The 16638-nt window shown below is 69.8% G+C and carries 17 protein-coding genes and 1 pseudogene; 9 read left to right on the top strand and 9 right to left on the bottom strand.

The genetic code is table 11. The annotated features are described in order from the left end of the window. Entirely contained in the window at nucleotides 1-1398 is a 1398-nt protein-coding gene (locus ACFXC1_RS37125; RefSeq protein WP_381251336.1) for an OFA family MFS transporter, read from the top strand. A gap of 124 nt (nucleotides 1399-1522) precedes the next feature. On the opposite strand, the gene ACFXC1_RS37120 is transcribed toward ACFXC1_RS37125, so the two are convergent. From ACFXC1_RS37120 to ACFXC1_RS37105, 4 genes are all read right to left on the bottom strand, one after another. Next, on the bottom strand, nucleotides 1523-2200 hold the full coding sequence (locus ACFXC1_RS37120) for a GntR family transcriptional regulator (RefSeq protein ID WP_381251334.1): 678 nt from the start codon (nucleotides 2198-2200) through the stop codon (nucleotides 1523-1525). A 181-nt stretch (nucleotides 2201-2381) separates the two neighbouring features. After that, nucleotides 2382-3320: a beta-ketoacyl-ACP synthase III gene (locus ACFXC1_RS37115; protein WP_381251332.1), complete on the bottom strand. Its 939-nt coding sequence runs from the start codon at nucleotides 3318-3320 to the stop codon at nucleotides 2382-2384. Nucleotides 3321-3470: 150 nt separating this feature from the next. Beyond that, the gene (locus ACFXC1_RS37110) at nucleotides 3471-3605 is read right to left on the bottom strand and encodes an MFS transporter small subunit (protein ID WP_019073074.1); all 135 of its coding nucleotides are present in this window, start codon (nucleotides 3603-3605) and stop codon (nucleotides 3471-3473) included. After that, nucleotides 3574-4905: an OFA family MFS transporter gene (locus tag ACFXC1_RS37105; protein WP_381251329.1), complete on the bottom strand. Its 1332-nt coding sequence runs from the start codon at nucleotides 4903-4905 to the stop codon at nucleotides 3574-3576. Before ACFXC1_RS37105 ends, ACFXC1_RS37110 begins: the two co-directional genes overlap by 32 nt. A gap of 240 nt (nucleotides 4906-5145) precedes the next feature. On the opposite strand from ACFXC1_RS37105, the gene ACFXC1_RS37100 reads away from it, so the two are divergent. The 3 genes and pseudogenes from ACFXC1_RS37100 to fdhD all read left to right on the top strand — a co-directional run bounded on the left by ACFXC1_RS37100 (nucleotide 5146) and on the right by fdhD (nucleotide 7121). Beyond that, nucleotides 5146-6117, top strand: a complete 972-nt coding sequence (locus ACFXC1_RS37100) for a 2-dehydropantoate 2-reductase (RefSeq protein ID WP_381251327.1) — start codon at nucleotides 5146-5148, stop codon at nucleotides 6115-6117. A gap of 10 nt (nucleotides 6118-6127) precedes the next feature. After that, nucleotides 6128-6265 (top strand): annotated as a pseudogene (locus ACFXC1_RS37095) (2Fe-2S iron-sulfur cluster-binding protein); the annotation flags it as partial. A gap of 7 nt (nucleotides 6266-6272) precedes the next feature. After that, on the top strand, nucleotides 6273-7121 hold the full coding sequence (gene fdhD, locus ACFXC1_RS37090) for a formate dehydrogenase accessory sulfurtransferase FdhD (protein WP_381251326.1): 849 nt from the start codon (nucleotides 6273-6275) through the stop codon (nucleotides 7119-7121). Between the two features lie 505 nt (nucleotides 7122-7626). On the opposite strand, the gene ACFXC1_RS37085 is transcribed toward fdhD, so the two are convergent. After that, nucleotides 7627-8175 carry an isochorismatase family protein gene (locus ACFXC1_RS37085; protein ID WP_381251324.1) on the bottom strand — a complete coding sequence of 183 codons (549 nt, stop codon included), beginning with the start codon at nucleotides 8173-8175 and terminating at the stop codon, nucleotides 7627-7629. A gap of 19 nt (nucleotides 8176-8194) precedes the next feature. Further along, on the bottom strand, nucleotides 8195-8632 hold the full coding sequence (locus tag ACFXC1_RS37080; protein ID WP_381251322.1) for a MarR family winged helix-turn-helix transcriptional regulator: 438 nt from the start codon (nucleotides 8630-8632) through the stop codon (nucleotides 8195-8197). Nucleotides 8633-8715: 83 nt separating this feature from the next. On the opposite strand from ACFXC1_RS37080, the gene ACFXC1_RS37075 reads away from it, so the two are divergent. The 3 genes from ACFXC1_RS37075 (at nucleotide 8716) to ACFXC1_RS37065 (ending at nucleotide 12911) form a co-directional block, all read left to right on the top strand. Next, nucleotides 8716-9633 (top strand): quinone oxidoreductase family protein, encoded by a 918-nt coding sequence (locus ACFXC1_RS37075; RefSeq protein WP_381251320.1) that lies wholly within the window; start codon nucleotides 8716-8718, stop codon nucleotides 9631-9633. 157 nt (nucleotides 9634-9790) lie between these two features. Next, nucleotides 9791-11662: an exo-alpha-sialidase gene (locus ACFXC1_RS37070; RefSeq protein ID WP_381251318.1), complete on the top strand. Its 1872-nt coding sequence runs from the start codon at nucleotides 9791-9793 to the stop codon at nucleotides 11660-11662. A 10-nt stretch (nucleotides 11663-11672) separates the two neighbouring features. After that, entirely contained in the window at nucleotides 11673-12911 is a 1239-nt protein-coding gene (locus tag ACFXC1_RS37065) for a DUF4185 domain-containing protein (protein WP_381251316.1), read from the top strand. On the opposite strand, the gene ACFXC1_RS37060 is transcribed toward ACFXC1_RS37065, so the two are convergent. Further along, a complete protein-coding gene (locus ACFXC1_RS37060) occupies nucleotides 12844-13860 on the bottom strand; it encodes a bile acid:sodium symporter family protein (protein ID WP_381251314.1) in 1017 nt (338 codons plus the stop codon). The two genes, ACFXC1_RS37065 and ACFXC1_RS37060, sit on opposite strands and share 68 nt — an antisense overlap. A 183-nt stretch (nucleotides 13861-14043) precedes the next feature. Between ACFXC1_RS37060 and ACFXC1_RS37055 the strand changes: the two genes are divergently transcribed. Further along, a complete protein-coding gene (locus ACFXC1_RS37055; RefSeq protein WP_381251586.1) occupies nucleotides 14044-14913 on the top strand; it encodes a LysR substrate-binding domain-containing protein in 870 nt (289 codons plus the stop codon). Nucleotides 14914-15059: 146 nt separating this feature from the next. On the opposite strand, the gene ACFXC1_RS37050 is transcribed toward ACFXC1_RS37055, so the two are convergent. Next, nucleotides 15060-15989 (bottom strand): DUF3500 domain-containing protein, encoded by a 930-nt coding sequence (locus ACFXC1_RS37050; RefSeq protein ID WP_381251312.1) that lies wholly within the window; start codon nucleotides 15987-15989, stop codon nucleotides 15060-15062. On the opposite strand from ACFXC1_RS37050, the gene ACFXC1_RS37045 reads away from it, so the two are divergent. Then, nucleotides 15973-16182: a hypothetical protein gene (locus ACFXC1_RS37045; protein WP_381251310.1), complete on the top strand. Its 210-nt coding sequence runs from the start codon at nucleotides 15973-15975 to the stop codon at nucleotides 16180-16182. The genes ACFXC1_RS37050 and ACFXC1_RS37045 overlap by 17 nt on opposite strands. 205 nt (nucleotides 16183-16387) lie before the next feature. On the opposite strand, the gene ACFXC1_RS37040 is transcribed toward ACFXC1_RS37045, so the two are convergent. After that, nucleotides 16388-16638 (bottom strand): hypothetical protein (locus ACFXC1_RS37040; protein ID WP_381251308.1); only part of this gene is annotated, 251 nt, incomplete at its 5' end.

Here is a 16638-nt window from a genome sequence, read left to right as displayed (position 1 = left end):
ATGACCGCAGATCCCATCACCACGAACGAATCCGGCGCCGCGAACCGTCCCTACCGTGAAGTGACCGACGTCAACGGCCGCGTCTACCGCGTCGGCGAGACCGACCGCGACATCCTCGGCCACTCACGCAAGATCATGATCTATCTGCCGTGGATCGCCATGATGGCGATCAGCGTCTTCGAGTACGCGTACGGCTCGGCGGAGGACACCCTGTCCAGCGCGCACGGCTGGACGCAGAGCAACACCTTCTGGATCCTCAGTGTTTGGGTCTTCTTCCAGGCCGGCATCGCCTTCCCGGCGGGCTGGATGCGGGAGAAAGGCATCCTCACGGCCCGCAAGGCGATGTACGCCGGCTCGGTGCTGTGCGTGCTCGGTTTCCTCGCCCTGTCCCACCTCGACGACGTGTGGCTGGCGATCATCGGCTTCGGCGTGATCGGCGGCATCGGTGCCGGTCTGGTCTACGCGACGTGCATCAACATGGTCGGCAAGTGGTTCCCCGAACGGCGGGGCGCCCGGACCGGGTTCGTGAACGGCGGCTTCGCGTACGGTTCGCTGCCGTTCATCTTCATCTTCAACTACGCCTTCGACACCGGGAATTACCACCGGGTCCTGGATCTGATCGGCTGTTACATCCTGATCGTGGTGTTCGGGTGCGCGTTCTTCTTCAAGGACCCGCCGAAGAACTGGTGGCCCGCCGACATCGATCCGCTGACCTACGGCGGCAACGACAAGAGCGCGACGAGCCTCGCCAAGAACCCGCCTGCCGTACGGCAGTTCACGCCCAAGGAGGCCATCCGCACCGGCATGCTGCCGCTGATGTGGCTGTCGATCGTACTGACCGCCGGGGTGTCGATCTTCGGGATCTCCTTCCAGGTCGACTTCGCGAAGGACGTGGGCTTCGGCCCGCTGGTGGCGGCCTCGTCGATGGGTGTGATGGCCGTCATCAACGGCATCGGCCGCGCGGTCGTCGGCTGGCTGTCGGACCTGTGGGGCCGCAAACTCACCCTGGTCTTCGTCATCGTCGTCCTGGGCCTCGCCCAGTTCGGTGTGATCTGGGCCGGTCATCTGCGCAGCGAGTGGCTGTTCCTAGTCTTCGCGTTCCTGTCCGGTTTCGGCGGCGGCGCGTTCTACCCGATGTTCGCCGCCCTGACCCCGGACTACTTCGGCGAGAACTTCAACGCCACCAACTACGGCCTGGTGTACAGCGGCAAGCTCATCAGCGGCCTGTTCGGCGGCGGCCTCGGCTCGATGGTGGTGGCGGCCTGGGGCTACAACGGTGCGTACGCGCTGGCCGGCGGAGTCTCGATGGTGGCGGCGGCGATCGCGCTCCTGCTGCGCCAACCGGGACGCGGGGACAGGGAGTTGACCCAGGTTCCCCAACCACAGCCCGCGACCTGACAGTTCGCCCCACGGAACCGGCGCAGACCTACGCACCTGGACCCACCCGATGGCCCTCCTCGACGCGGGAGGGCCATCGCCGCCTTCTTCGGAACCTGTCGGTGCGTCAGGAGCCTGGTGGGGCTCAGGACTTGTCGCGCTCGTGGTACGACCGCCGGGTGTGCTCGGTGTGTTCGCGCATCAGCAGGCTCGCGCGCAGTTCGTCGCGGGCCTCGATCGCGTCGATCAGGTGACGGTGCTCGATCCAGGAGGACAGGCCGCGCTGCCGGGCAACCGGCGTGTAGTACCAGCGGACCCGGCGGTCTACCTGTGCTGCGAGTTCGGCGAGGACCGCGTTGCCGGCCAGTTCCATGACCTTGGCGTGGAAGCGGGCGTTCATGGCGACGGCGGCGTCCACGTCGTCGGCGTCCACGGCGCGCTCGCCCTCCGCGCACAGTTCCCTCAGGACGGCGATGCCGGCGCTGCCCGCCTCGGCGGCGGCGAGGCGGGCGGCCTCGGCCTCCAACAGGGTGCGTACGGTGAGGAGTTGGTCGGCCTCCTCCTCCGTCGGCTCGTGCACGAACGCGCCCTGGGCGGGCCGCAGATCGACCCAGCCCTCGGTGTTGAGCCGCTGCAGCGCCTCCCGCACGGGCTGCCGGGACACTCCGAGGTGCCCGGCGAGTTCACTCTCGACGAGATGCTGGCCGGGCTGCAGGGCGCGCGTGGTGATGAGTTCGAGCAGCGCCTCGTAGACACGGTCTCGCAACGGGCCAGGGCGTTCCAGCTTGGGCACCGCTCCCTGCGGCAGTCCTTGCGACAACATCGCGGTCCCCCTCGTGGGCAACATCGGCATTTTGCAGACAGTAGCCAGCAGACAGCGGCCGTACGCGGCCGCACGACCAAGTATCGATTGTCTATCGTCTACAGTCTACGGCGCCCAGTAGCCAGGGGGTGCGGGAGTCGACCTCGTCACATCGAAGGTCACACCTGAGCGTATGCGCAGGTCACGGGCACCGCACGACCTGACCGGCGTACGACAGATTCCCGCCGAAGCCGAACAGCAGGACGGGGTCGCCGGTGCGGACGGCCCCCTGTTCGACGAGCTTCGAGAACGCGAGGGGGATGCTGGCGGCGGAGGTGTTGCCCGATTGGACGACATCGCGGGCGACGACCGCGTTGACGGCGCCGATCTTCTCGGCGAGGGGCTCGATGATGCGCAGGTTCGCCTGATGGAGGACGACGCCGGCGAGGTCGGCGGGGGTGAGGCCGGCCTTCTCGCAGGCCTTGCGGGCGATGGGCGGAAGCTGGGTGGTGGCCCAGCGGTAGACGCTCTGGCCCTCCTGGGCGAAGCGCGGGGGCGTGCCCTCGATCCGTACCGCGTGGCCCATCTCGGGCACGGATCCCCACAGGACCGGTCCAATACCGGGTTCGTCGGCCGCCTCCACGACGGCCGCGCCCGCTCCGTCGCCGACGAGGACACAGGTCGTGCGGTCGGTCCAGTCGGTGACCTCGGACATCTTGTCGGCGCCGATGACCAGGGCCCGTAGGGCCGCTCCGGCGCGGACGGCGTGGTCGGCGGTGGCCAGGGCGTGGGTGAAGCCGGCGCACACGACGTTGACGTCCATGGCGGCGGGCGAGGGGATGCCGAGGCGGGCGGCGACACGCGCGGCCATGTTCGGGGAGCGGTCGATGGCCGTGGAGGTGGCGACCAGGACGAGGTCGATGTCCCCGGGCGTGAGGCCGGCGGCGGCCAGCGCCTTGGCGGCGGCGTGCGCGGCGAGCTCGTCGACGGGTTCGTCGGGGCCGGCGATGTGGCGGGTCTTGATGCCGACCCGGGAGGTGATCCACTCGTGGCTGGTGTCGACCATGCCCGCCAGGTCCTCGTTGGTGAGTACCTTGGCGGGCTGGTAGTGGCCGACGGCGGCGATCCGCGTGCCGTTCATTGGGTGGTCCCCCTCGTTGCCTTGGGTAGCGGGATCCACCAGTCTTGCCAGTGACTCGCGGGTACGACGGCAGGTGATGCCACAGGAAACTGCCGTCGGGGTTGTCGGCTTCTGTCATCCGTCCTGTGGTCGACGGTATACACCGAACATTCAGCCGGTGAACAGCTGCTTCGCTTTGAGGATCAGTTCGTAGAGGCCGTAGACGAGGGGTGCGCCGACCCAGAGCCAGGCGAAGGCGATCAGCGGTCGTCGGTCAGGCGGGCTCTGACTGCTGTCGTTCGACATCGGCGGCCTCCCTCGGGGCGGGGATGTGGTGGCGGGCGTCGACGGGCCGGACGAGTTCGTTGGCGACGAACCCGACGACGAGCAGCCCGATCATGATGATGAAGGAGGTGTCGTAGAGGGAGGCGCCGTTTTTGCCGGCGTTCTTCTGGTGGTCGGCGATCCAGTTCACGATCAGCGGTCCGAGGACGCCGGCCAGGGACCAGGCGGTGAGGAGCCGACCGTGGATCGCACCGACCTGGTAGGTCCCGAAGAGGTCCTTCAGGTACGCGGGTACGGTCGCGAAGCCGCCGCCGTAGAAGGAGAGGATCACCAGCGCGCACAGGATGAACAGCGGCTTCGAGGAGTCGCCGAACAGTGCGATGAGCGCGTACATGACCGCTCCGACGCCGAGGTAGACGCGGTAGATGTTCTTGCGGCCGATCAGGTCGGAGGTCGACGACCAGCCGATACGGCCCGCCATGTTGGCCGCGGAGAGCAGCGCGACGAAGCCGGCGGCGGCCGACACGGAGACCGGTGTGGAGGTGTCCGCGAAGAAGTCCGTGATCATCGGGGCGGCCTTCTCCAGGATGCCGATGCCCGCGGTCACGTTCATGCACAGGACGACCCACAGGCACCAGAACTGCGGGGTGCGTACGGCGCTGTTGGCGGAGACCTGTACGCCGGTGAGGACGCCGGGGGCGTTCTCGACGGGCTTCTCCGTGCGCGGCACCCGTACGAGCAGCACGCCGAGTGTCATGAAGACCGCATACGAAAGACCGAGTACGAGGAACGTCTGCGCGATGCCGGTGTGGTCGGAGCCGAACGACTTCAGCATCTGGGCGGACCACGGGGAGGCGATGAGCGCGCCGCCGCCGAAGCCCATGATGGCGATGCCGGTGGCCATGCCGGGCCGGTCCGGGAACCACTTGATCAGGGTCGAGACAGGGGAGATGTAGCCGATGCCGAGGCCGATGCCGCCGACGAAGCCGTAGCCGAGGACGATCAGCCAGAACTGCTTCGTCTCCGCGCCCAATGCGGAGATCAGGAAGCCGGAGGAGAAGCAGATCAGGGCGACGGTCATCGCCCAGCGCGGTCCGTTGCGTTCGACGAGGGTGCCGCCGAACGCGGCCGAGAGGCCGAGCATGACGATGGCGAGCTGGAAGGGCAGCGCGCTCTGCGTGCCGCTGAGGTTCAGTGAGGATTCGAGCGGCGGCTTGAAGACGCTCCAGGCGTAGGCCTGGCCGATGGAGAGGTGCACCGAGAGGGCGGCGGGGGGAACCAGCCAGCGGCTCCACGCTGGGGGTGCTACTGGGGGACTCATGATCCCGGACGGTAGGGAGTGGCAGGGGAGTTGAGAAGGCGGCGCGTCGACCGTGTGCGACGAGCGGTATGGAGAGTGCGCCGAACGGTCGCCGCCGGAACGGTAGTTGACGCAACGGTCGCTGTCCGGACTCTTGCCGACCCTCGACTCCATACTGTAGACAATATTTCGTCGACACTGTTCGACTGCCGGACGGCAGCCACCTCCGCGGTACTCCCTCGACCGAACGGAGAGTCCCCAGTGAAAGTCGCAGTCCTCGGCGCCGGTGCGATCGGCGCCTATGTCGGCGCCGCACTGCACCGTGCGGGCGCCGATGTGCATCTCGTCGCCCGTGGACCGCATCTCGCGGCCATGAGGCAGCACGGCGTCCAGGTCCTCAGCCCGCGCGGCGACTTCACCGCCCGCGCCCACGCCACCGACGACCCGGCGGAGATCGGCCCGGTCGACTTCGTCCTGCTCGGCCTGAAGGCCAACTCGTACGCGGCGTGCGGGCCGCTCATCGAGCCCCTGCTGCACGACACCACGGCGGTGGTGGCGGCCCAGAACGGCATCCCGTGGTGGTACTTCCACGCGCACGGCGGCCCCTACGACGGGCAGCGCGTCGAGAGTGTGGACCCGGGCGGCGCGGTCAGTGCGGTGCTCGCGCCCCGGCGTGCCGTCGGCTGTGTCGTCTACGCGGCAACGGAGCTCGCGGGACCGGGAGTTGTGCGCCATCTCGAAGGCACCCGGTTCTCGATCGGGGAGCCGGACCGGAGCGTCTCGGCGCGCTGTCTCGCGCTGAGCGAGGCCATGCGGGCGGGCGGGCTCAAGTGCCCGGTCGAACCTGAGCTGCGCAACGACATCTGGCTCAAGCTGCTCGGCAACATCTCCTTCAACCCGATCAGCGCGCTGTCCCGCGCCACCATGCGGCAGATGTGTCTGCACGGCGGCACCCGCAGGGTCATCGAGATCATGATGACCGAGACGCTCTCGGTCGCCGAGGCCCTGGGCTGCGAGGTCGGTGTCTCCATCGAGCGGCGGCTCGCGGGCGCGGAGCGCGTCGGCGACCACCGCACCTCGACGCTCCAGGACCTGGAGCGCGGCAAGCCGCTCGAACTCGACGTACTGCTCGCGGCAGTGGTCGAGTTGGCGGAGATCACCGGCGTGGAGGTTCCCACCCTGCGCACCGTGCACGCCATCTCGGACCTGCTCGCGCTGGGGAGTGCCGCGTGAGGAAGCGCGGGTGGGCCGCAGGCTCACCCGGCACGTGCAGGACAATGAGAGCGTGAGGGTCACCTCGCCGCACGACAACCGGGTGACCTGCGGCGACTTTCGCAGCAAGGGCCGTTTCGGCCACCAGTACGTACAGAACCGGGGCTGATCAGGACATGGGACGAGTCACGGAACGACGCAAGGTGATCCGGATCCGCGACGGCGCGGTCTCCAGCCGTCCGGACACGCTCGTCGCGGAGGAACCGCTGGAGATCCGGCTCAACGGCAAACCTCTCGCGATCACCATGAGGACACCCGGCGACGACTTCGCGCTCGCGGCCGGGTTCCTGGTCAGCGAAGGTGTACTGGCGAATGCATACGATCTCCGGAACATCGTCTACTGCGCGGGGGCGACAGCCGACGGGACGAACACCTACAACGTCGTCGACGTGCGGACCGCCCCGGACGTGGTGATCCCGGACATCACGCTGGAGCGGAACGTGTATACGACGTCCTCCTGCGGTCTGTGCGGCAAGGCGAGCCTGGACGCGGTCCGGACGACGACCCGCTGGCCGATCGCCGACACTCCCCCGGTCCGTGTCGAGCCCGCACTGCTGGCGAGCCTCCCCGACCGGCTGCGCGCGGCCCAGCGGGTCTTCGACCGGACCGGGGGGCTGCACGCGGCGGCCCTGTTCAGCGAGGAGGGCGAGCTGCTGGACGTACGGGAGGACGTGGGCCGGCACAACGCGGTCGACAAGCTGGTCGGCCGTGCACTGCAGAACGGGGACCTGCCGCTGTCCCGGGTGATCCTGCTCGTCTCGGGCCGGGCCTCGTTCGAGCTGGCGCAGAAGGCCGTGATGGCCGGGATCCCGGTGCTGGCGGCGGTGTCGGCGCCCTCGTCGCTGGCCGTGGACCTGGCGGCGGAGACGGGCCTGACCCTGGTGGGCTTCCTGCGTGGCAGCAACATGAACGTGTACGCGGGCGAGGACCGCATCGCCCTGACGGCCGCGGCCACCCAGGGCTGACGCCCTCGCCCCGCGGCACGGCGGCGGGGCCCCGGCCGGCGGGGAGCGCCCCCTGCGCCGCAGGGGCCCCGCCTCAGCCCGAACCCTCGACGCCTTGCGCCGCCCGTACGAACGCCGTGACGGGGGGTGAGCGGCGGACCGGGAGTACTTCTCGACGACGGAAACGGGGACGAGGGCGAGGGCGATGCCCGCTCCGTAGGCTCCGTTCTCGAACTTCTCCTCGACGCTGCGGATCGGTACGTCGTCGGGGTCGGGGTGGGGGTTGAGGCAGCGCAGCCAGGTCTCGCCGTCGAGGTCGGCGGTGCCGTCGAGGATGAACTGCTTCTGGTCGTCCCATTCGACCCGGCGGCCCTTGGCCTCGGCGTCGGTGTGGGCGGCGGCGAAGGCGCGCAGCGGGGCGGGGACGACCACACCGGCCCGGAGCCGACGACGAGGCGGTGCGGCCCGCGTGCGGCACGCTGCACCCTGCGGCGGAGGCACCGTCCTCGTCCGACGGCCGGCCCGCTCAGCTCCCCTCCGCGAACCGCATCTCCGCCGCCGTCACGACCGACCCCAGCCGCGGGAAGTCGAGTTTGACCGAGGCCTGGTGTTCGGCCTCGGTGAGCGCGCTCATGGCGTCCTCGACGAAGACGAGTTGGTAGCCGAGGTCGCCGCCGGCGCGGGCGGTGGATTCGACGCCGAGGTTGGTGGCGATCCCGCCGAACACCAGGGTGTCGACGCCCTGTTGACGCAGGCGCTCGTCAAGTCCCGTGCCCTGGAAGCCGCCGATGGTCCGTTTCACGATCTCCAGGTCGCGCTCCCCGGCGAGTCCGGCGGCGAGTCCGCTGCCGGAGGGCTGTTCGGTGATGCCGGGGCGTTCGACCCGGATCAGGACGACGAGCGCTCCGGCCGAGCGGAAGGCGGCGGCCAACTCCTCGGCCACGGCGAGGACTTCGGTGCCCTTGTACGGTTCGAGCGGCAGCGCGACGATGCGGTCCATCAGGTCGACGAGAACCAGGGCGGTGCGCGCGGGGTCGAGGGCGAGCCGGGGTTCGGGAGTCTGCGGTGGGGTCATGACGGAACGTTAGCTCCCGTCAGCCGTCCGTACCGGAGATCCGGATCAACAGGTCCATGAACCGGTCGCGTTCGGCCACCGTCAGTGGAGCGAGGAGCCGGTCGTTGGCCTCGCGGGCCGCCTTCTCGCACCGCTTCAGCAGCCGTGCGCCCTCCGGCGTGAGGGACACCGCGTTCTTGCGGCGGTCCTTGGGGTCCGGTTCGCGGACGACCAGGCGCGCGGCCTGGAGGTCGTTGAGGACGCCGACGAGGTCCTTGGGGTCGAGCGCGACACCGCGGCCGAGGTCGGCCTGGGCGACGGGGGCGAGATCGCGGACGGCGGAGAGCACCACGTGGTGCCACATCTTCAGGCCCTCGGCCGCCAGGGCGTCGGCGACGAGGGATCGGCCGCGGGCGGCGGCTCGGCCGAGGAGCCAGCTGGGGAGGGAGCGGATCGCGGGGAGGGGTGCTTCGGCCATGCGGGCAGTCTAGCGAAAAGTCGTTGGACTTCCCAACGAAATCGTGAATATCATTGGGCCTCCCAACGATTCCTGGAGGTGCGATGCGTCGCGTCCGGTACGAGTCCACCGGCGGCCCGCTGTTCCTGGAGGAGGCCCCCGCCCCCACCGCGGGCCCTGGTGAGCTCCTCGTGCGCACCGAGGCGGTCGGGGTCACCCTGCCCGTCGTCCGCAAGGTCTCCGAGGCGGCCGGGCCCATCCCGCTGGGCGGCGAGATCGCCGGCGAGGTGGTCTCCGCAGGAGAGGGCGTGACCCGCTTCGGCGCCGGCGAGCGGGTGACGGGGCTGTGCTTCGGGCACGGCTACGCCGACTTCGCCGTCCTCCACGAGGCCATGGCCTCCCCCGTGCCCGGCACCGCCTCCGCCGTCGACGCGGTCGCGCTCGTCCGCAGCGGCCTGGTGGCCCTCGGCGTGCTGGACGCGGCCCGGCCCGAGCCCGGCGAGTCCGTGCTGATCACGGCCGCGGCGAGCGGAGTCGGCCATCTGGCCGTCCAGTTGGCGAGGGCGCGGGGTGCGGGGCGGGTGGTGGGCGCGGTCTCCGATCCGGCGAAGGGCGACTTCGTGCGCGCCCTGGGCGCCGACGAGGTGATCGCCTACGACGCGTTGGGCTCGGTCGAGCCCGTGGACTGCGTACTCGACGCGGTGGGCGGCGAGTTGCTCACCCCGGCGGTGGCGGCGCTCGTCCCGGGCGGGCGGCTCGTGGCGTACAGCTCGGGTGGCGGGACGATCCGGGCGTACGACCTTGTCGTGGGCGCGAAGTCCGTGATCGGGTTCCAGATGGCGCGGATCGCGCGCGGGAAGCCGGAGTTGTACGAGCGCTGGCGGCGGGAGCTGTGGCGGCTGTTCGCCGAGGGTGCTCTGATGCCTTTCGTGCACGGGGAGTTCGGGCTGACGGAGGCGGCGGAGGCGCACGCGGTGATCGAGTCGCGGAGCAACCTGGGCAAGGTCGTGCTGCGACCCTGACGCCCCCTCATTTTCCGCCCGGGACCGTCAACTTCCCTGATGTCGAACACTGCACGCTTCTTGTGAGGCTCCGGATGCCCCAACTAACGTCTGTGACGCGCCCGTTGGACGTGGGATGTCCGGATGTCAAGACGAATGAAGGGCAGGTTGTACCACCATGCCGTCTAGTCTTCGCGCACGTCTGAGATCCACCCTCACCGCCGCACTCACCCTCGCCGCGCTGCTCATGCTCCCGAGCCCCGCGCACGCCGCCGCCCAGACCACCTCCCCCACACCCGAGTTCGACCAGCAGGTCCTCTTCAAGGCGTCGCAGGATCCGGGCTACGCCTGCTTCCGGATCCCGGCCGTCGTCAGGACGAACGACGGGACACTGCTCGCGTTCGCCGAGGGCCGGGTCCTCAACTGCGGTGACGCCGCCGACATAGACATCGTCGTCAAACGTTCCACCGACGACGGCGCCACCTGGAGCCCGCTGCAGGTCGTCAACCACGGCGGCGGCGACACGCACGGCAACCCGGCGCCCGTCGTGGACCGGAGGACCGGCCGGATCCTGCTCGCCGAGACGTACAACACGGGCCGTACGGACAGCGCCAGTTGCTCGGTCCCCTGCGACCGCACCCCGCATCTGCAGTACAGCGACGACGACGGCCTCACCTGGTCGCAGCCGCGCGACCTGAGCGACGAGATCCTGCCCCCGAACTGGAACTCCTGGTACGCCACCGGCCCCGTGCACGGCATCCAGCTCACCCGCGGCAAGCACAAGGGACGGCTCGTGTTCGGCGTCAACACCGAGACCTGGGACGGGAGTCGGGTCACCACGAACAACGCGGCGCTGATCGTGAGCGACGACGGCGGCGACCACTGGAAGATCGGTGCCACCGACTCGTACCCGATCGCGGCCGACGGGACCTGGCGGCAGAAACCGTCCGAGCTGACGATGACCGAGCGCACCGACGGCTCCATCCTGGTGAGCGGCCGCGAGCAGGACGGCACCGACCTCGGCCACCGCACCCAGGCGGTCAGCCGCGACGGCGGCGACAGCTTCACCGCGCCCTTCCTCGACCTGCCCGACCTGTACGCCCCGCAGGTCCAGTGCTCGACGCTCGGTCTCGGCTCCCGGATCCTGCTGTCCTGCGACGCGGACCCCGACCGCCGCCGGACCATGATGATCCGCTCCTCCTACGACGGCGGGCGCACCTGGGACAGCGTGGACCGCGGCACGGTGGTGACGAGGGACTGGTCCGGTTACTCGGACATGGCGCGGATCAGCGGGGACACGGTGGGTCTGCTCTACGAGGGCGGTGCCGTGTCGGCGACCGACGAGATCCGCTTCGCCCGCTTCAACGAGGCCTGGCTGCAACCGCGTCGGGGTCCGGACCCGACGACCGCCGACCTCGCCCCGCACGCCAAGCGCGCGGCCGTGCTCGGTGGTGCCCAGGAGACGGACGGCGTTTCGGGCGGCGCGCTGTCCTTCGACGGTGTCGACGACGCCGTACGTCTGCCGTACAGCGACCGACTGCCCCTGGGGACAAAGGACTTCACGGTCTCCCTCTGGTTCCGCTACACCGCGACGACCGGTGATCAGCCGTTCCTGTGGATGGGCGGGGTCGGTACCAGCCAGCCGCAGGTGTGGCTGCGCGGTGAGCCCGCCGGCAATCGTGTGCGGGCGCTGATCACCACCCGGGACGGTGCGACGGCCGTCCACACCACCTCCGTGGTGACCGCCGGCGCCTACAACGACGGGCAGTGGCATCACGCCGTAGTACGGCGCGGTGGTGGGCAGTTGACGCTGTCCGTGGACGGTACGACGGTGAGCACGGCGGATGTCGTGGGGTCCGTCAGCCGCAACTCGCCGTTCGGCGTGCACCTCGGTCAACGGGTGGACAGCCTGGTGTACTTCACCGGGTCGCTCGACGAAGTCCACGTCTGGGACCGGCTGTTGACGGACGACGAGCTGGCCGCACAGCAGCCGCCGACCGCCGGGACCGTGCTGTGGCTGCCCATGGACCATGTGAGCGACAGCCACTAACGTCCCGGGCGTGCCCGAGGACCGACGAGCACGACAGCGGACGGGAGCCCGGGTCGGCCTGCTGCTGACCCTGGCTCTCGCGGCCGTGGTGCTCACCGCCCTCCCGAAGGACCGCGACCGGGAGGGCGGCGGCGCGTGCCCGGCCCGTACGGTGCGCTCCTGGTCGGCCGACACGAAACTCACCAACTCCTTTGCCGCGTACGGCGACGACGCGACCCGTACCGACGACTGGACCGGCGGCGACGGCACCCACTCGGTGCGGCTGCCGGACGGGCGGGTGCTGTGGCTGTTCTCCGACACCTACCTCGGCCAGGTGCACGGCCCGCCCAACCCGGTCGGCGAGTCCTACGTCTGGCGGGACACCACGGCGCCGCTGGTGCGCAACTCGGCGGTGGTGATGCGCGACGGACACCCCCAACTCACCCTGCCCGCACCGCTGTTCCCCGATCCGGGCCCGAACGAGTGGCGTTGGCCGGTCGCGGCCCGCGTCGAGCCCCGCTCCCCCGGCTCGGCCGAGTCCGTCGTACGGGTGCTGCTGTGGACGCGGACGGCGGGGACGTATCCGTGGATCTACGGGGTGCCGACCGCCACCGAGGTGGCCACGCTGTCACTGCCGGACCTGCGGGTGGAGTCGATTGTGAAGGTCTTCGACCAGCAGCTTGTCCAAGACCCTTCGCGGCGTGTCCAGTTCGGGACGGCGCTGGTCTCGGTGGGCGGGTGGACGTATGTCTTCGGCGGGAACGACGCGCAGGCGGCGGCCCGGCCGACGTCCTCGGCGTATGTGGCGCGGGTGCCGGAGGGGCGGCTCGGGGAGCCGGGGGCGTGGGAGTACTGGGACGGTTCGGCGTGGACGGCCCGGGCCGGGCCGCGGGCGGTGCTCGGGGATGGTCAACACATCGGTGTGGGGAGCGCGTTCTCGGTGGTGCGGGACGGGAGGACGTACGTCCTGTTCACGATGGCGGCGGGCAGCCGGGGGCTGACCACCGTGACCTCGTACTGGGCCTGTTCGCCCGTCGGGCCGTGGCACGGGCCGGCCCGGGGGTTCAGTCCGCCGCTGCCGGCCGGGCAGGTTGCCGCGTACAACCCGCAGGTGCATCCGGCGCTCGGCGGCGACGGGCGGATCGTGCTCAGTTACGACGTCAACTGGCTGGACGCGACGGCCACTTCGGCGGCCTGGAACCTCAGCCGGAACGTGTCGCTGTACCGACCGCGGTTCGTGACCCTGCGGTTGGGGCCGCCGCCTCGGTGACCTCGGGCTGCGGATCGCGGGCGCGGCGCTTGGCGATGACCGCGCACACCATCAGCTGCATCTGGTGGAAGAGCATCAGCGGCAGTACGGCGAGCGAGGCGTGGGCGCCGAACAGGACGCTGGCCATGGGCAGTCCGGAGGCGAGGGACTTCTTCGAGCCGGCGAACTGGATGGCGATCCGGTCCTCCCGGTCGAAGCGCAGCGCCTTGCCGCCGTACCAGGTCAGAGTGAGCATCACGGCGAGGACGACGGCTTCGACGGCGAGCAGCCCGGCCAGGCGCAGGGCGCTGACCTGGTGCCAGATGCCCTGGACCATGCCTTCGCTGAACGCGGTGTAGACGACGAGGAGGATCGAGGCGCGGTCGACGTAGCCGAGGACCTTCTTGTGCCGGGTGATGAAGCCGCCGACCCAGCGCCGCAGCAGTTGCCCGGCGAGGAACGGCACGAGGAGCTGCAGCACGATCTTGACGACGGAGTCGGCGGAGAAGCCGCCCGCGTTGCCGCCGAGCAGGGCGGCGGCCAGCAGCGGGGTGATGACGATGCCCGCGAGCGAGGAGAAGGAGCCGGCGCAGATCGCGGCGGGCACGTTGCCGCGCGCGATAGAGGTGAACGCGATGGAGGACTGGACGGTCGAGGGGACGAGGGTGAGGAAGAGCAGTCCCTGGTAGAGGGGGTGGGTCAGGAGCACCGGGACGAGTCCGCGGGCGGCCAGGCCGAGCAGCGGGAAGACGACGAAGGTGCAGGCCAGGACGGTGGTGTGCAGGCGCCAGTGCTTGAGGCCGTCCATTGCCTCGCGGGTCGAGAGGCGGGCGCCGTAGAGGAAGAAGAGGAAGGCGATGGCGGCCGTGGAGGCGCCCGAGGCGACGTCGGCGCCGGTGCCTCGGGCGGGGAGGAGTGCGGCGATGCCGACCGTCCCGAGGAGCAGCAGGATGTAGGGGTCGATCGGCATCCGACTGGGCCATCGCAGGCGTTTCACTGTGCTCCACTGTCTCGCTGTACGTCCGCCCGTCCGGCGCGGACCGGTGCCCTCCCCATCGTCCTCTTCCGGCTCTTGATCGGGAATCCGTCATACCGCTCTGACTGCCATCACGTTTCGCGATGACCGGATACCGTGTATGCCATGGTGTATGCCATGTACGACCTCTCTCACCTGCGGACTTTCCTCGCGGTGTCCCAGACGCTGAGTTTCACGCAGGCCGCGCGGCGGCTCGGGCTGCGCCAGTCGACGGTGAGCCAGCATGTGCGGCGGCTGGAGGACGCGACGGGACGGCAGTTGTTCACCCGGGACACGCACTCCGTGGAGCTGACCGAGGACGGCGAGGCGATGCTCGGCTTCGCGCGCCGGATCCTGGAGGTGCAGGAGCAGGCGTCGGCGTTCTTCACCGGCACCCGGCTGCGCGGCCGGCTGCGCTTCGGGGCGTCCGAGGACTTCGTGCTGACCCGGCTGCCGGAGATCCTGGAGGGCTTCCGGTACGACCATCCCGAGGTCGACCTGGAGCTGACGGTCGAACTGTCCGGGACGCTGCACGAGCAACTGGCGGCCGGGAAGCTGGATCTGGTGCTGGCGAAGCGGCGGGCCGAGGATCCCCGGGGTGAACTGGTGTGGCACGACAAGCTGGTGTGGATCGGTGCGGAGCGGCTGCGGCTGGACGCGGACCGTCCGGTGCCGCTGATCGTCTACCCGCCGCCGGGGATCACCCGGGCCCTTGCCATGGAGGCACTTGAGCACCAGGGGCGGGCCTGGCGGATCGCCTGTACGAGCGGGAGTCTGAACGGGTTGATCGCCGCCGCCCGGGCGGGACTCGGGGTGATGGCGCACTCGAAGGGGCTGGTGCCGCCGGGACTCGTACGGGTGCCGGAGCGGGCGGGGCTGCCGGAATTGGGCGAGGTCGATTTCGTGCTGGTGCACGGGCGGCGCAGGGTTTCCGCACAGGGGGCGGCCGACGCGCTGGCGGCGGCGATTCTCGCGGGCGGGGATCGGCTGCATCGGCGCGGTCCATAATATCGACGGTATCGGCGTTCCATTGCGGGGTGATGCCGATGTCGAATTCCGCGGGGGTGGGAAATAGAACCGAGAAATACCGACTGCGGGAATGCGTGACAGCGGGCGGCGCTGTCGGTCAGGAGCAGCGCCGCCCGTTGTGCGGTTCAGGAGAACGAGAACTGTCCTCCGTAGTCGGTGTCGTGGTCGCGGTAGACGCTGTTGTAGCCGAGCCGGCCGGTGTCGACCACGCCGTCCTCGACCGAGAACTCGATCCAGACGCCGGGTCCGTCGATGCGTACGTAGTCGCCCGCGGTGTCCAGATCGGTGGTGCCGGAGTAGGAGATGTACGTGTCGTCGAGTTCCGACTTGTAGGTGCTCAGGGTGGCCGCGGCGGTCGAGTCGTCGGCGGCCTCCACCCAGGGGGTGATGGCGTCGAGGATCAACTGCTGCTGGTCGTCGGTAAGTTCGCTGCCCGCGATGCCTTCCTTGGTGGTGGGGAAGTCGCCGTCGTCGTCCGGGCCGAGTACGACGTCGGTGGTGGTTTCGGAGAGTTTCGCCTCGGTCAGTTCGTCGTCGGTCAGGCCTTCGAGCATCGAGACCAGGCCGTCGCGCATCCCGGACAGCGGTGCGTAGGTGGTGTCGTCGTCGGTCCAGCTGACGGGTTCGACGCCGGCGAAGTACGGGGTGGCGCCGACGACTTCCCCGTCCTTGTAGGTGAGGTTGACGGCCAACTGGTCGCCGCCGAAGTGCAGTTGCCAGGTGCCGGTGGTGCTCGGGGTGCCGAGGAAGGCGAGGTAGTAGTTGCCGCTGCCGTAACTGCTGTCGGTCTCGCCGAGGACGTCGTCGGCCGCGAGGATCTGGGAGATCTGGTCGTAGCCGGTGTCGCTGCCGGTGCCCGTGGCGGCCTCGACCACCGCCTTGGCCGCGGCGAGCTGGGGGTCGCTGAGCGAGCCGAGTTCGATGCCGACCCGACAGGTCGCGCCGCACGCCAGGTTCGACCAGGCGACGGCGTTGGCCTGGGTGAAGTCGAGGAGTACGTCGGCCTGTTGGTCGTCGTCCAGGGTGTCGAGGAAGGTGTTGGCGGCGTCGACCACGTCCGAGACGGAGGTGCCGGTCCCGGCGGAGTTCGAGGGCACGACGGCGGACGGGCGCGCGGATCCGGGCGTGGACGGGGAGGTGGATCCGGGGGTGGTCCGGGACTGGGATCGGGACGGGGATCCCGGGTCCGAGGCGGAGGCGCTGCTGGACGGGTCGGACTGGACGGAGGCGGCGTTCGCGTTGGCGTAGAGGCCGCCGCCGAGGAGGGCCGTCGCCGCCGCTAACCTCGCGCTTTCACCGAGCGGACGAGGGATGAGCGGCCAAGTAGGGAGGATGGGGCGTTGAGCTGGGGTGACAGGTTAATACCGTCTCGTTGCGACGTCCTGTCGCTCTTCACTCTGAAAGTGTTCCCGGCCAACGCCCACTCGCGTGCGAGTCAGGCAGTTCCGGGTATCTACCGTTGCTTGGCCAGCATCCGCGCCGCTTGCGAGAAGCAGATCAACGCAAAGCCGAAGCCGACAGCCAAGGCGGCATCGCCCCTGCCCGCGTGCTCTCCCAGCAGAAACCAGGAACCTCCTGCAACGAGGAGGAGGGCTCCCGTTACCAGCAAGCCAATTGTGATTCTGCGGTCGTTCATCTCGGGCCTCGCGCCTCGTCCATCGTCGTGCCCAACAAGTGGCCAGAAAGGTGAAGAGTGCTGCTGAC

It is taken from the genome of Streptomyces hokutonensis, from assembly GCF_042751305.1.
In the GTDB taxonomy this organism is placed as follows: Bacteria; Actinomycetota; Actinomycetes; order Streptomycetales; family Streptomycetaceae; genus Streptomyces; species Streptomyces hokutonensis_A.
The sequence above is the reverse complement of the archived record's forward strand: the minus strand, read 5'-3'. Positions and strand labels throughout refer to the sequence as shown.

Bases quoted from the DNA above. Each gene is read 5' to 3' on its own strand.
- ACFXC1_RS37055 (WP_381251586.1), top strand. From the start codon at position 14,044: ATGTACGACCTCTCTCACCTGCGGACTTTCCTCGCGGTGTCCCAGACG.
- fdhD (WP_381251326.1), top strand. From the start codon at position 6,273: ATGGGACGAGTCACGGAACGACGCAAGGTGATCCGGATCCGCGACGGC.
- ACFXC1_RS37120 (WP_381251334.1), bottom strand. From the start codon at position 2,200: ATGTTGTCGCAAGGACTGCCGCAGGGAGCGGTGCCCAAGCTGGAACGC.
- ACFXC1_RS37115 (WP_381251332.1), bottom strand. From the start codon at position 3,320: ATGAACGGCACGCGGATCGCCGCCGTCGGCCACTACCAGCCCGCCAAG.
- ACFXC1_RS37085 (WP_381251324.1), bottom strand. From the start codon at position 8,175: ATGACCCCACCGCAGACTCCCGAACCCCGGCTCGCCCTCGACCCCGCG.
- ACFXC1_RS37105 (WP_381251329.1), bottom strand. From the start codon at position 4,905: ATGAGTCCCCCAGTAGCACCCCCAGCGTGGAGCCGCTGGCTGGTTCCC.
- ACFXC1_RS37125 (WP_381251336.1), top strand. From the start codon at position 1: ATGACCGCAGATCCCATCACCACGAACGAATCCGGCGCCGCGAACCGT.
- ACFXC1_RS37110 (WP_019073074.1), bottom strand. From the start codon at position 3,605: ATGTCGAACGACAGCAGTCAGAGCCCGCCTGACCGACGACCGCTGATC.
- ACFXC1_RS37060 (WP_381251314.1), bottom strand. From the start codon at position 13,860: ATGCCGATCGACCCCTACATCCTGCTGCTCCTCGGGACGGTCGGCATC.
- ACFXC1_RS37075 (WP_381251320.1), top strand. From the start codon at position 8,716: ATGCGTCGCGTCCGGTACGAGTCCACCGGCGGCCCGCTGTTCCTGGAG.
- ACFXC1_RS37080 (WP_381251322.1), bottom strand. From the start codon at position 8,632: ATGGCCGAAGCACCCCTCCCCGCGATCCGCTCCCTCCCCAGCTGGCTC.
- ACFXC1_RS37070 (WP_381251318.1), top strand. From the start codon at position 9,791: ATGCCGTCTAGTCTTCGCGCACGTCTGAGATCCACCCTCACCGCCGCA.